Here is a 13,178-nt window from a genome sequence, read left to right on the forward strand (position 1 = left end):
ATATCCTTATAAAAAGAGCCTCTGACAGAGGCTCTTTAACTGTATACCGAAAGGACGTTTTTGTCAGTTGGTCAGATGAACGGTTTTACCGCCGACAATGGTGCGCAGTACTTTCACATTGGCGATATCATCCGCAGGTATCTGAAACACATTGCGATCCAGCACAATCATGTCCGCCAGTTTGCCCGGTTCCAGGGAGCCGAGAATATCTTCCCGGTGCTGGGCATACGCCGAATCAATCGTGGCGGCACGCAGCACTTCCGTGACAGTCAGGTCACGGTCAGTGTCCAGACGCGGTGCAGGCTGACCGTTAACCGGATGACCACGGCGGGTGGCGGCCACTTTCAGATCATACCATTCATCAAAATCATCAATCGGCCAGTCACTGCCGAACGCAACGACCGCACCGGCATCAATAAATTTACCGATAGGCTCCAGTTGCTGAAAACGGGTTTCACCGATCATATTGCGGGTGAATTCTGCCAGTTCCGCAGTCGGTGCCGCCCACTGGAAAGAGAGACAGGCAATGGTGCCGAGTCTGGCGAAACGCGCGTAATCTTTGGCATCCACCAGCTCATTGTGAGCCAGTCCCGGACGGATATCTTTGCCCGGATGCGCAGCCCGCATTTTTTCGATGCCGTTGAGTACCATATCAACCGCACCTTCACCAACAGTGTGCAGATGCGGATCGTACCCGGCTGCGGCAATGCGTTCGAGCAGGGCATCGATCACCTCTGAGGTGAAATAGAGATCACCGTAATTTTCTGTCTCACGCCAGTCCGGCTGTGCCGGAGTGCCGTGATTGATGCGGTACGGTTTCAGCAGGGAGGCGGTCATGGTCGGGAACTGAAGCACACCATCGACAAACATTTTGATGTTTTTTACCGCAATGCCCGGCTCCGGGCCCCAGTCCGGCTGATGATAACGCTCTGCAAAGGCAACCGCGTTTTTTACGGCCTGCGGCACGGATGCCACATCCGGCGCATCATCCGGCGTGATTTCACGGGCAGCCTGCACACGCAGTGTCAGTTCACCCTGTTCCTGTAATGCACGGAACGCATCCAGCTGTAATTCCGCCACACGGGCATCCATGACCATGGTGACGCCCTGTTCATTGAGGACTTTCTGTACCAGACGGGCAACATCTACCGCGCGGTCGGCCTGAATGGACGGAATACTGTCCGCCGCACGCATGGCCGGGGCATCCTCAAGGATACCGTTCAGTTCACCATTGGCGTGTTTGCCGATTTTACCGTCACTCGGTGCCGGGGTCTCTTTGGTGATCCCGAACAGTTCCAGGGCACGGCTGTTGGCAAGCAGTGTGTGGCAGTCATTGGAGAACAGCACGACAGGGCGGCGGGTATTGAGTTTGTCCATATCTTCACGGTACATATCAATACCGGCCGGTAACATGCCCTGACGCAGCCAGGCGGTCACTTTCAGCCAGTCGTTTTCGCCGATGCGCGGATCATTATCCAGATGCGCCTGCACACGGGCGAGGATCTCATCAATGGTCAGGGATTCATAATTCAGATGGCAGCCGAACAGCTGAATACCGCCCCAGAACGGGTGCATATGACCATCAATAATCCCCGGCATCATCATTTTGCCATCGAGATCGATAAACTGCGTATGCTCACCACGGAATGCTGCCATGTCATCATTATCACCACAGGCAAGAATACGACCATCAGCAATGGCGATGGCCCCGGCGACGCGGTTTTCCGCATCCGCAGTATAGATATAACCGTTGTGATAAATAATATCAGCGGCAGTCATTTTCATTATGCTCTCCAATCCTCATCAACAGAGTTAATTGATAATTAAGTGAGTTTCTTCTTCCGTGATTGACGGCGGACGGCGGGTAAAGAAGCGGGTGATCACACCGAGGTATACCACACCGATCCCCAGCCAGATCAGGCCGACAGTCAGTGCCTGAGCATCCAGGCTGGTCCACAGCCACAGGGTCAGCAGCACCCCGATCGCCGGCACCACCAGACAGCGCAGGATCACGGCAGCCGTCAGCGGTTCTTTCCGGTCAATAATAAAGTGTTTGATAACACACAGATTTACAAAGGTAAACGCAATCAGTGCGCCGAAGCTTATCATGGACGCCACCAGGCTCAGGGAGAGCACCAGCGCCATCAGAGAGGCGAGGGCGACAAACAGGATCGACAGTACCGGCGTGTTGAACCGGGCATGCAGACGGGCAAACACAGAGCGCGGCAGCACTCCTTCACGGCCCATGGCATAGAAAATCCGCACAATACTGGCCTGGGATGTCATTGCGGAGGCAAACACGCCGATCACATAGGCAGTAATAAAGGAGGATGCCATCAGTGCGCCGCCGACTTTTTCCATCACCTGAATACTGGCGATGTCGGTGTTCGGCAGGAAATCACGCCACGCCGGATAGCTCAGATGTGCGGCGTAAGAGATAACGATAAACAACGTACCGGCGATAAACACGGTATAGAGGATCGCTTTCGGCAGCGCCCGTTTGGCGTCTTTGGTCTCTTCCGCCATGGTGGAGATGGCATCAAACCCGAGGAATGCGAGACACAGAACGGCCGCCCCGGCAAACAGCCCGGACACCTGATCGGACATCACCGTCAGCGGGGCGAGCAGCGCCTCTTTATCCGGGGTGAATGCGGAACTGAAGCTGAGATACAGGAACAGCGCGATAAATATCAGCTGCATCACAATGATCAGCATATTCATCGACGTGACCAGTTTGATCCCGAGAATATTCAGCACAGAGACAATCACAATGGTGGAGACGATAATCAGCTCCATCGGCACCGACGGCAGGGCTTCATGCACAAAAATACCGATGGCGATATAGTTGATAATCGGCAGAAACAGATAATCCAGCAATTGCGCCCAGCCGACCAGAAACCCGGTATTCCCGCCGAAGACTTTCTGGACATAGGAATACGCAGAGCCGGCCAGCGGCAGTGTGCTGGTCATTTTACAATAGCTGAGTGCGGTAAACAGGACGGCTGTCAACGTAATAATATAAGCAACCGGTAAATGACCTTCACTGAGGACGGTAACCTGTCCGTAAGTTGTGAAGATACCAAGGGGCACCATATAGGCGAGCCCGAAGAAAACCAACGCGGGGGTATTTAAGACGCGTTTCATCTGCACAGTATTCTGTTGCATTTTTACAGCCCTTCCCAATAGCCTGAAACATGCCGCGGATATCGCATCCGGGCACAATACATATCTCCGGCCGTCAGCGGATGACGGTCAGTCTGCATTTATTTTCAATAAACCTCGCACCTTGCGTCTGCATCGTGCGCACTTTACTGAAACGTCAGTGATAAACGGGCCATCACCACACGCTGGGGTAAATGCAGGCGGCGTACAATATATGAGTTATCTGTATTTGGCAATAAAAGTTGAACAGGATAATGACAAGGATAAACCCTCCTTACCGGTCGTGCTTTTCCGGCCTGTTATCAGCGATACCGAAAACATTGGTATCGGGTATATTTTTCAATAAATTCAATGCAATACCTGTTTCATTTAATAAATTAATGTTATTGGCAATACATTACGTGACATAACGTAATAAACGGCGGATAACCGATAAATAAAGATAAAGTAATCACACGTCGTGTTCCTGTCATGATAACGGGTGTGGCCTCTCTGTCTGACAATAACGGGTACAGCAATCAGGAACGATTTCTCTGCATGTTTGTCCTGTTCGTTTGGTCAAAATGCGTTTTTACCGGGATATTAACGATGCGTTAATTCTCTTAAAGTGTGAACGAAATCGTTTGCTTTTGTTTTTGGCGGCTATAGAATTCGTCAGATTTTTTTGGCCTGAGAAAAGCAACAGGAGGCAATTGTGTCCGGGGATAAAAATTACAGTCATGGGCCTGTGCCCATATCCGCGCGGAAAGGCGGGCTGGCATTAACCTTTGTAATGCTGGGTTTGACCTTCTTTTCCGCCAGTATGTGGACCGGAGGTGCTCTCGGTACCGGTCTCAGTTTTAATGATTTCTTCCTCGCAGTTCTTATCGGTAATCTTCTTCTTGGTGTCTACACCGCTTTTCTTGGTTTCATTGGTTCCAAAACCGGCTTAACAACCCATCTTCTCGCGCGTTACTCCTTCGGTATTAAAGGCTCCTGGCTCCCTTCATTCTTACTCGGCGGCACACAGGTCGGCTGGTTCGGTGTCGGCGTGGCCATGTTTGCCATTCCGGTCGGCAAAGCAACGGGCTGGGATATCAACTGGCTGATCGGCATCTCCGGGGTGCTGATGACTATTACCGTTTTCTTCGGCATCTCTGCGCTGACCGTACTGTCGGTGATTGCAGTGCCGGCGATTGCCATTCTCGGCAGTTACTCGGTTTACCTCGCGGTAACCGGGATGGGCGGCATGAGCGCACTGCGTGATGTGATCCCGGCACAGCCGATTGATTTTAATCTGGCGCTTGCCATGGTGGTCGGTTCGTTTGTCAGTGCCGGTACGCTGACAGCGGATTTTGTCCGCTTCGGTCGCAAACCGAAAATTGCGGTGCTGGTGGCGATTATCGCGTTCTTCCTCGGTAACTCACTGATGTTTATCTTCGGTGCCGCCGGGGCGGCATCTCTTGGTATGGCGGATATCTCTGATGTGATGATTGCTCAGGGGCTGTTATTACCGGCAATTATCGTTCTCGGTCTGAATATCTGGACCACCAATGATAACGCGCTTTATGCCTCCGGCCTGGGGTTTGCCAATATTACCGGGCTTTCCAGCAAAACCTTATCTATCGTCAACGGGCTTATCGGCACACTGTGCGCCCTGTGGCTCTACAATAATTTTGTCGGCTGGCTGACCTTCTTATCCGCTGCTATCCCGCCAATCGGGGGCATTATTATTGCCGATTACCTGATGTACCGTCACCGTTATGAAACCTTTGACCGCAGCAAAATGCGTGATGTGAATGTCAGCGCACTGCTGGCGGTGGCGGCAGGTGTGATTGCCGGGCACTGGCTGCCGGGGATTGTGCCGGTGAACGCAGTTCTCGGCGGGGCATTAAGCTATGCTGTCCTCAATCCGTTACTTAACCGTCGTCGTACAACCAACCCGGAGATGACCCGTGCTTAATCAAACCGTAAAACATATTTTTAATGCCCGTCTGCCGGATCGTGCTGGCCTGTGGCGTATCGATATCGATAATCAGCGCATTACTGCGATTGTGCCGCAGCCGGAGGGTGAAGCACTGCCGGAGAGCCTGAACGCCGAAGGCGGCCTGGTCACCGCGCCGTTTGTCGAGCCGCATATTCACCTCGATACCACCCAGACCGCCGGGGAACCGGCGTGGAACCAGTCCGGTACCTTATTTGAAGGCATTGAACGCTGGGCAGAACGCAAAGCGATGCTGACGCACGACGATGTGAAAACCCGTGCCTGGCAGACCCTGAAATGGCAGATTGCCAATGGCATCCAGCATGTCCGCACCCACGTTGATGTCTCCGATGCCACCCTGACCGCGCTGAAAGCGATGCTGGAAGTGAAGCAGGAAGTTGCGCCGTGGGTGGATTTACAGATTGTTGCGTTCCCGCAGGAAGGGATTATGTCCTATCCGAACGGTGAGGCTCTGCTGGAAGAGGCGCTGCGTCTGGGCGCGGATGTGGCGGGGGCTATCCCGCATTTTGAATTTACCCGTGAATACGGGGTGGAATCCCTGCACAAAACCTTTGCGCTGGCACAGAAATATGACCGCCTGATCGACGTACACTGTGATGAAATCGATGATGAACAGTCCCGTTTCGTGGAAACGGTTGCCGCGCTGGCACACCGCGAGGGAATGGGGGCACGTGTTACCGCCAGCCACACCACGGCGATGCACTCGTATAACGGGGCTTATACCTCCCGTCTGTTCCGTCTGCTGAAAATGTCCGGTATTAACTTTGTGGCGAACCCGCTGGTGAACATTCACTTACAGGGGCGTTTTGATACGTATCCGAAGCGTCGCGGGATCACCCGTGTCAAAGAGATGCTGGCGGCGGATATTAATGTCTGCTTTGGTCACGATGACGTGTTTGATCCGTGGTATCCGCTGGGCACCGCCAATATGCTCCAGGTGCTGCATATGGGGCTGCATGTCTGTCAGCTGATGGGGTACGGTCAGATTAATGACGGGCTGAAACTGATCACGGAATACAGTGCGCGTACCCTGAACTTACAGGATTACGGCGTGGCGGAAGGCAAACGCGCCAGTCTGCTGATCCTGCCGGCGGAAAACGGGTTTGATGCTATCCGCCGTCAGGTGCCGGTGCGTTACTCTGTCCGTGACGGTCGTGTGATAGCAGAAACACAGCCTGCCGTCACACAGATCCATCTGGATAAACCGGAGACTATCCGTTACAGCCGCACACCTCGCACTGAGGATCAGGCTTAAGGTTAATGGTGCGGAACTGCATGCGCATGGCATCAAACAGCACTACTTTTCCGCTGCTCACCTGCCCGTAGCCGGTGAGCAGTTTGATGCACTCCATCGCCTCCAGGGTGCCGATGGTGCCGACCAGCGGTGCCATCACACCCGCTTCCACACAGGTCAGACTGTTCTCCCCGAATAACCGGCTCAGACAGCGGTAACAGGGGTCGCCCTCCTGCCAGGTAAAGACAGAAATCTGTCCTTCCATACGAATAGCGGCACCGGACACCAGCGGGATCTTCAGCTGATGACACGCGCGGTTCAGCTGTTCGCGGACGGCGACATTATCGGTGCAGTCCAGCACCACGTGGTGAGATTGAATCAGCGCAGTAAGCTCATCATCATCCAGCTGTTTGGTGACGGTTTCGGTATGGCAATGCGGATTGACCGCTTTCAGCGCAATGGCAGCGGATTCTGTTTTTGCCATCCCGATGCGGTCATCGGTATGCAGGATCTGACGCTGCAAGTTGGAGAGCGACACGGTATCAAAATCCAGCAGGGTGAGATGCCCGACACCCGCCGCTGCCAGATACTGCGCCGCCGCGCAGCCCAGCCCGCCGAGGCCGGTGATCAGCACACGTCCGGCTTTCAGCGCTTCCTGACCATCGAAATCAAAGCCGCGCAGTACGATCTGACGGTTATAACGCAGTGTTTCTTCATCACTGAGTTCAATATGTCCGGGTTCAGTCGCCATCAGTCATTCTTCAGTAAATGATTAAAAAATTCGATTTCAACGGTGTCACCGGCGGCGACTGCACCGCGTTCTCGTTCCAGCACAATAAAGCAGTTGGCGAGGCTGAATGAACTGAAAATATGTGAGCCCTGATCGCCGGTGGTTCTGACCACCATCTGACCCTGTTCATTCACATCGGCAATACCGCGCTGAAAATCCAGACGACCGGCGGATTTTTTCAGCGGCGTGGTAGCGACGGCTTTAAAGCGCATCGGCGGCTGCCACTGACTGAAACCGGACAGGCGTGCGATCAGCGGCTGCACCAGCTCATAAAAGGTGACGGTGGTGGAGACCGGGTTGCCCGGCAGACCGCAGAACCAGGCGTTATTCAGCTTACCGAAAGCAAACGGCTTGCCCGGTTTGATCGCCAGTTTCCAGAAATTAATTTTGCCGATCTCATCAAGAATCTGCTTGGTGTAATCCGCTTCGCCGACAGACACGCCGCCGCTGCTGATCACCAGATCCGCCTGTGAATCGGCTTTCTCAAAGGTGGCGCGCAGAATGTCCGGATTATCCGGGATCACGCCGAGATCAATCACATCACAGCCGAGCTTTTCCAGCATCAGACGTACCGCAAAGCGGTTGGTATCATAAATCTGCCCGTCACCCAGCGGCTGGCCGACAGCCTGCAATTCATCACCGGTGGAGAACACCGCCACTTTCAGTTTACGTACCACGGACAGTTCCGCCAGACCCAGTGAGGCGATCAGCGGAAGCTGGGCGGCAGCCAGTTTGGTGCCTGCCGGTAAGACTTCGCTGTGTTGTGCGATATCTTCACCAACACGGCGGATATTCTGCCCGGCGGTAATCCGGGCGGTAAAGGTGATCCCCGCATCCGATACTTCCGCTTCTTCCTGCATCACCACAGTATCCACACCCGTTGGTACCGGGGCACCGGTCATAATACGGACACATTGTCCGGCCGGTAATTCACCTTTAAACGGCACACCCGCCAGTGCGCGACCGGCAACCGGCAGCGGGGTTTTTCCGTCCCAATCGGACAGGCGAAACCCGTAACCATCCATTGCGGAATTATCAAATGGCGGTACATTGATAGGCGAAATAACAGGGGAGGCAGTGATCCGCCCGGCGGCATCGGTCAGCGCGATCGTTTCAGTACCGGTGATCGCGGCCGGGGTCGCGAGCAGCTTATCCAGTGCTTCCTGTAAAGAGATTAACGAAGAGGTGTAACTTTCTGTCGGATTAGCCATGATGCTGTTTCACTCCCGGCGCCTGCTGGGCGCAGATAAAACGGATAATAAAGAGAAGGGCATTATGGCAGACTTACAGAACAAGTTGAATGATGTGGCACAAAAGCGTGAGCGACAGATCTGATTCCGGAAGTCATTATTGCATTTTAAAGGCTTCTTTTGGTATAACAAAGTTACAAATTATTAACATATTGCATTTCATATGACGACATCTCACTCCGCCCGTCAGACAACGGCGCTTCATATTGCCGTCAGTGGTTTTCTTGCGCTGGTGGTCGCCATGGGAATAGGGCGCTTTGCTTTTACCCCGCAGGTGCCGCTGATGATTGACGAGCACCAGCTCGACCTGACAACTGCCGGTATTGTGGCTGCCTGGAATTACCTCGGTTATCTTGCCGGGTCCTTTGATGCCATGCGGGCAAAACGCGGTATTGAGCTGCGGCTGTGGACCGGGTTATGGGGCGCGGTGATTATCACACTGCTGTCAGCGGTGATTTCCGGCGCGGTACTGCACAGTATCGCACGGTTTTTTATCGGCTGGGCGAGCGGCTGGACACTGGTGTTAGCGGCTGCCTGGACCAATGACGCACTGGCAAAACTCAATCGTCCGGCACTGAGTGTCGCGGTTTACGGCGGCACCGGCACCGGGATTTTGCTGTGCGGACTGGCGGCCATCGGTATTCAGGGCTTATCACTGACCGCCTCACAGGGCTGGTGGATCTACGGCGCGGCAGCGCTGGTATTCAGTTTGTATGTCAGCCGCTATCTGCCGCGTCCGGGGGAACTGAGCAGCGCCTCCTCCCCGCAGAGTAAACCGCGGATGACCCCGAAAATCCGCCGTTTATTGTGGAGTTATGCACTGGCCGGATTCGGCTATATTCTGCCTGCCACGTTTTTATCACAGATGGCGGCGGCACGTTTCCCCGGCAGCCTGTTTGCTCAGTTTGTCTGGCCGGTATTCGGGATCGCCGCCGTGGCCGGTATCGTGGCTGCCATTGCCGCGCGGCGTTTTTTCACACCGCAGCGGCGGCTGGCAATCACCCTCTGGGCACAGGCAGCGGGTATTCTGGCGGCGGAAGTCATGCCCGGGATCAGTGGCCTGGCAGTCAGTGCTTTTCTGGTCGGCGGCGGCCTGATGGCTGCGGTACAGCTGGCGTTCCAGTGCGGGCGTGAACTGGCACCGGAACACGGTCGTTATATGGCCGGATTGCTGACCACCTGGTATGCGGTCGGGCAGCTTGGCGGCCCGCTGGTATCCTCTGTCTCCGCGTATTTTACCGGTAAGCTGGAACCGGCACTGTGGGTCGCCTGTGCGGCACTGATTATCGCTGGTTTGCTGGTTTTTCGTGATCGCAGTGATATAAAAGAATAATTATCTCAGTGATAACAGGATTATTATTTATTAATCCTGTTATCTTTATTATTCATTAAAAATAAAAAACGGATAACTAAAAAAACGGTTTTATTACTTAACCGGTTTATGCTTTATTTAATTTTCAGAGCATAAAGTCGTTATGATAAAAAATAACCGGTGGTCATTCCTGATGAGAAAGAAGAATATTATGCAGAAGGCAATCAATGATCTGAAAGATATACGATTGTGGTCTATGAATATCAGCATGATACTGACATCTCTGGCCGTAACGCACTCGTCACTGCGCATTGTCAGGCCGGATAATGTGATGACCGATGTCTTTCTTATCCCTGTTATTTATCTGGGATTTTATGTTCTGATAAAAAAGATGCTGTATTTTATAGTTGAATAATTGAGAGGTTATTTATGAAAGAATTAAATCAGGAACAATTATTATCTGTTTCAGGTGCAGGGTTTATCTCTGCAGGAATGATTTTCGCCGGTATTGCATTTGATGTCAGCGCTGCAATGATGTCAAATATCACCCGGAACAGCGAAGAAATTGTTTTTGCTGAACATAAGGATATTTCCCGTCTCCGTTATGAGGTTATATAACACATCGGTTATCCGGCATTTTTCCGGTAAATGTTTTACCTGCTTCCGTTCCGGCTGATATCCGTATTATTAACAGGGATTTCCGGTGCAAACTTTTCATCACCAAAACCACAAAATGGATTAACAAAACGGTGTATTGCTCTAAAATAGCAGGGCGGCGGGTATTGACCGGCCGCCGGGTGCAACACAGCACCGGGAGTCACCTGAAAAATAGTCGGAGAAGGTATGTCATCATTAAGCCGGGAAGCAGAACTTGTCCACGCCGCGCTCATCGCTCGCGGGCTGGAGACACCATTGCGGGAGCAGACACTGCCGCCGGAAACCCGTAAGGTTCAGATTGAAGCGCATATGACAGAAATTATGAAGCTGCTCAATCTCGACCTGAGCGACGACAGTCTGGCAGATACCCCGAAACGTATCGCGAAGATGTATGTGGATGAAATTTTTTCAGGGCTGGATTATCACAATTTCCCGAAAATCACCCTGATTGAAAATAAAATGAAAGTGGATGAGATGGTGACGGTCCGTGATATCACGCTGACCAGCACCTGTGAACACCACTTTGTCACTATCGACGGTAAAGCCACCGTGGCCTATATCCCGAAAGATACGGTTATCGGGTTATCTAAGATTAACCGGATTGTGCAGTTCTTTGCTCAGCGCCCGCAAGTGCAGGAGCGACTGACACAACAAATTCTGCTGGCACTGCAAACATTGCTCGGCACCACCAATGTGGCGGTATCCATTGATGCGGTGCATTACTGTGTTAAAGCGCGTGGTATCCGTGATGCGACCAGTACCACTACCACCACCTCTCTGGGCGGGTTATTTAAATCCAGCCAGAATACCCGCCAGGAATTCCTGCGCGCGGCCCGTCATATTTAAAGATGAATATGTCTGTCACATCCGCCTCTGCCCGTATTGATGTCCTCGATATGGTGCGGGGGCTGGCTATCCTCGGTATTTTTATCCTGAACATCGGCGGATTTGCGCTGCCGTCTGCGGCCTATCTGAACCCGCTGTACACCCCGGCGGCATCCGCGACAGATATCGCCACCTGGGCGGTACTGAGTGTGCTGGTTCAGGGGAAATTTCTCGGCATGTTTGCACTGCTGTTTGGTGCCACGCTGATGATGCTCAGCCGTTACAGCCAGCCCTGGAATATGGCACGGTTACTGGTGCTTGGAGTGATCGGGCTGCTGCATACCGCTCTGCTCTGGAGCGGGGATATTCTGCTGATGTACAGCCTGACCGGCGTGGCCGCCTGCTGGATTATCCATAATGTTTCCTCCCGCTGGTGGCTGAAGCTGGTACCGGTGCTGATCCTGACCGGATTGTTTTTATTGTTTTTCCTGTTATCGGAAGACGGTGAGCTGAAACTGCTGTACTGGCAGCCGTCGCAGGAAATGCTGGATTATGAAGTGCTGATCGCCAACACCGGTGGTATTGCCGGTATGCAGGACAGAATCAGCACCATCAGCGGTATGCTGATGATGATGGTGGTTCAGTATGGCTGGCAGTTACTGGCAATGATGCTTCTGGGCGCAACACTGATGAAAAACGGCTGGCTGAAAGGGGCATTTCCGCTGTCTCATTACCGGCGGCTGGCGGCGTGGCTGCTGCTCCCGTCACTGCTGCTGCAGGCGGTTGTCATGTGGTTGGAATACCTGAACGGCTGGAGTGTCTTCTGGATGGGCACTGTCGGTTATCCGCTGGCGGATATTTTGCAGCCGGTGCAGACCACCGGGCTTATCGCGCTGTTTTATGGGTTGCAACCACAGTTAAAACCGGTTGCCGCCTGTTTACAGCGGGTCGGACGCACAGCGCTGAGCAGTTATCTGCTGCAATCGGTGTGCGGGGTGATACTGTTTGAGTACCTGGGGTATTTTAACCGATTTGATCGCCTGACGCTGCTGGCGTTTGTGCCGCTGATGTGGCTGATCAACATCCTGTTCTCAACCCTGTGGCTGCGTTATTTTTCTCAGGGGCCGGTGGAATGGTTATGGCGGCAGGCCGCCAATAAGCTGGCAGCCCGCTGAAGCCGGATTATTGCGCGGCGGGTACCGGTTGTGCGGTGTCCGTCGGTTTTTCCGGTGTTTCAGGCGGCTCCGGATAAAGCGCATTCAGTTCTTCCGGTGTCACTGCCGGATATGACGGCACATTCTCCGGTAAGGTCTGTGGTGCCGGAATAGATTCCTGCGGGCCGAGGAAACGCGGTTCGCGGTTGAGAATATATAAATCCGCCAGTGCGCCCAGCCGGGCAATCACTTCCCGGGCCCGGACAGTGAACATATTCTTCGGGGAGGAAACCGCGTAACAGCGCGCCTCAATGCCTTTTTCCATTGCGATATACAGCGCCCGTTCACAATGGAAGCGCTGGGTAATAATCGTAAAGCCATTGGTATCAAAGACTTTTCGGGTCCGTACCACCGAATCCAGCGTGCGGAACCCGGCGAAATCGAGCACTATTTTGCTGGCCGGGATCCCGGCATTCACCAGATCCTTACGCATCGTGCTCGGCTCATTGTAGCTGTGCTGCGCGTTGTCGCCGCTCAGCAGCAGGTATTTCACCTTGCCGCTGTTATATGCATTCACGGCACCCTGAATACGATACCGGTAATATTGGTTAATTGTCCCGTTTTTATAGTACTTAGCGGTACCGAGTACCATACCGACTTCACTCGGTGGCAGGTCATTGATATTTTCATAGATATAAGGCGCGGTTTTCCAGCTAATCCAGCGATCTGCCGCAATAGCCGCTGCTGCTGCCAGAATAATACCTGCCAGCATCCACAGAATGATCCGTTTCCATATCCGCGCTTTTCCCA

At 53.2% G+C, this 13,178-nt stretch carries 13 protein-coding genes; 8 read left to right on the top strand and 5 right to left on the bottom strand.

Going from position 1 to position 13,178, the window contains the following annotated elements; translation table 11 throughout:
* Positions 1–63: 63 nt before the first annotated feature.
* Together ACF8OF_RS06445 and ACF8OF_RS06450 are read right to left on the bottom strand one after the other, a co-directional pair.
* A complete protein-coding gene (locus ACF8OF_RS06445; RefSeq protein WP_392496081.1) occupies positions 64–1,785 on the bottom strand; it encodes an amidohydrolase in 1,722 nt (573 codons plus the stop codon).
* Between the two features lie 27 nt (positions 1,786–1,812).
* Complete coding sequence (locus tag ACF8OF_RS06450; protein ID WP_262860836.1) at positions 1,813–3,165, bottom strand: APC family permease; 1,353 nt, start codon at positions 3,163–3,165, stop codon at positions 1,813–1,815.
* A gap of 691 nt (positions 3,166–3,856) precedes the next feature.
* Between ACF8OF_RS06450 and codB the strand changes: the two genes are divergently transcribed.
* Positions 3,857–5,104: a cytosine permease gene (gene codB, locus ACF8OF_RS06455; protein WP_004241678.1), complete on the top strand. Its 1,248-nt coding sequence runs from the start codon at positions 3,857–3,859 to the stop codon at positions 5,102–5,104.
* A complete protein-coding gene (locus ACF8OF_RS06460) occupies positions 5,097–6,401 on the top strand; it encodes a cytosine deaminase (RefSeq protein ID WP_392496082.1) in 1,305 nt (434 codons plus the stop codon). The genes codB and ACF8OF_RS06460 overlap by 8 nt, the downstream gene beginning before the upstream one ends.
* Here the strand turns inward: ACF8OF_RS06460 and moeB are convergent.
* Both moeB and moeA read right to left on the bottom strand, forming a co-directional pair.
* Positions 6,358–7,131 (bottom strand): molybdopterin-synthase adenylyltransferase MoeB, encoded by a 774-nt coding sequence (moeB, locus tag ACF8OF_RS06465; protein WP_392496084.1) that lies wholly within the window; start codon positions 7,129–7,131, stop codon positions 6,358–6,360. The two genes, ACF8OF_RS06460 and moeB, sit on opposite strands and share 44 nt — an antisense overlap.
* Positions 7,131–8,381: a molybdopterin molybdotransferase MoeA gene (gene moeA, locus ACF8OF_RS06470; protein WP_392496085.1), complete on the bottom strand. Its 1,251-nt coding sequence runs from the start codon at positions 8,379–8,381 to the stop codon at positions 7,131–7,133. Before moeA ends, moeB begins: the two co-directional genes overlap by 1 nt.
* On the opposite strand from moeA, the gene ACF8OF_RS06475 reads away from it, so the two are divergent.
* From ACF8OF_RS06475 to yeiB, 6 genes are all read left to right on the top strand, one after another.
* A complete protein-coding gene (locus tag ACF8OF_RS06475; protein ID WP_262882370.1) occupies positions 8,380–8,505 on the top strand; it encodes a hypothetical protein in 126 nt (41 codons plus the stop codon). The genes moeA and ACF8OF_RS06475 overlap by 2 nt on opposite strands.
* 78 nt (positions 8,506–8,583) lie before the next feature.
* Entirely contained in the window at positions 8,584–9,753 is a 1,170-nt protein-coding gene (locus ACF8OF_RS06480; protein WP_392496086.1) for a YbfB/YjiJ family MFS transporter, read from the top strand.
* A 172-nt stretch (positions 9,754–9,925) separates the two neighbouring features.
* Positions 9,926–10,147: a hypothetical protein gene (locus ACF8OF_RS06485; protein ID WP_392496088.1), complete on the top strand. Its 222-nt coding sequence runs from the start codon at positions 9,926–9,928 to the stop codon at positions 10,145–10,147.
* Positions 10,148–10,161: 14 nt separating this feature from the next.
* Positions 10,162–10,350 carry a hypothetical protein gene (locus ACF8OF_RS06490; RefSeq protein ID WP_349467890.1) on the top strand — a complete coding sequence of 63 codons (189 nt, stop codon included), beginning with the start codon at positions 10,162–10,164 and terminating at the stop codon, positions 10,348–10,350.
* 225 nt (positions 10,351–10,575) lie between these two features.
* Positions 10,576–11,235, top strand: a complete 660-nt coding sequence (gene folE, locus ACF8OF_RS06495; RefSeq protein ID WP_004235735.1) for a GTP cyclohydrolase I FolE — start codon at positions 10,576–10,578, stop codon at positions 11,233–11,235.
* 8 nt (positions 11,236–11,243) lie between these two features.
* Positions 11,244–12,389 (top strand): DUF418 domain-containing protein YeiB, encoded by a 1,146-nt coding sequence (gene yeiB / locus ACF8OF_RS06500; RefSeq protein ID WP_392496090.1) that lies wholly within the window; start codon positions 11,244–11,246, stop codon positions 12,387–12,389.
* A 7-nt stretch (positions 12,390–12,396) separates the two neighbouring features.
* Here yeiB and sanA read toward each other — a convergent pair whose 3' ends face one another.
* Positions 12,397–13,164 (bottom strand): outer membrane permeability protein SanA, encoded by a 768-nt coding sequence (gene sanA, locus ACF8OF_RS06505; RefSeq protein ID WP_392496283.1) that lies wholly within the window; start codon positions 13,162–13,164, stop codon positions 12,397–12,399.
* Positions 13,165–13,178: the final 14 nt, after the last annotated feature.

This window comes from Morganella sp. TYF_1, from assembly GCF_043105645.1.
GTDB classification, from domain to species: Bacteria; Pseudomonadota; Gammaproteobacteria; order Enterobacterales; family Enterobacteriaceae; genus Morganella; species Morganella morganii_B.

What these genes read in the sequence shown, in the direction of transcription:
- folE (WP_004235735.1), top strand. Translation starts at nt 10,576, where the DNA reads ATGTCATCATTAAGCCGGGAAGCAGAACTTGTCCACGCCGCGCTCATC.
- ACF8OF_RS06490 (WP_349467890.1), top strand. Translation starts at nt 10,162, where the DNA reads ATGAAAGAATTAAATCAGGAACAATTATTATCTGTTTCAGGTGCAGGG.
- ACF8OF_RS06480 (WP_392496086.1), top strand. Translation starts at nt 8,584, where the DNA reads ATGACGACATCTCACTCCGCCCGTCAGACAACGGCGCTTCATATTGCC.
- moeA (WP_392496085.1), bottom strand. Translation starts at nt 8,381, where the DNA reads ATGGCTAATCCGACAGAAAGTTACACCTCTTCGTTAATCTCTTTACAG.
- yeiB (WP_392496090.1), top strand. Translation starts at nt 11,244, where the DNA reads ATGTCTGTCACATCCGCCTCTGCCCGTATTGATGTCCTCGATATGGTG.
- ACF8OF_RS06450 (WP_262860836.1), bottom strand. Translation starts at nt 3,165, where the DNA reads ATGCAACAGAATACTGTGCAGATGAAACGCGTCTTAAATACCCCCGCG.
- ACF8OF_RS06475 (WP_262882370.1), top strand. Translation starts at nt 8,380, where the DNA reads ATGATGCTGTTTCACTCCCGGCGCCTGCTGGGCGCAGATAAAACGGAT.
- ACF8OF_RS06445 (WP_392496081.1), bottom strand. Translation starts at nt 1,785, where the DNA reads ATGAAAATGACTGCCGCTGATATTATTTATCACAACGGTTATATCTAT.
- moeB (WP_392496084.1), bottom strand. Translation starts at nt 7,131, where the DNA reads ATGGCGACTGAACCCGGACATATTGAACTCAGTGATGAAGAAACACTG.
- ACF8OF_RS06485 (WP_392496088.1), top strand. Translation starts at nt 9,926, where the DNA reads ATGAGAAAGAAGAATATTATGCAGAAGGCAATCAATGATCTGAAAGAT.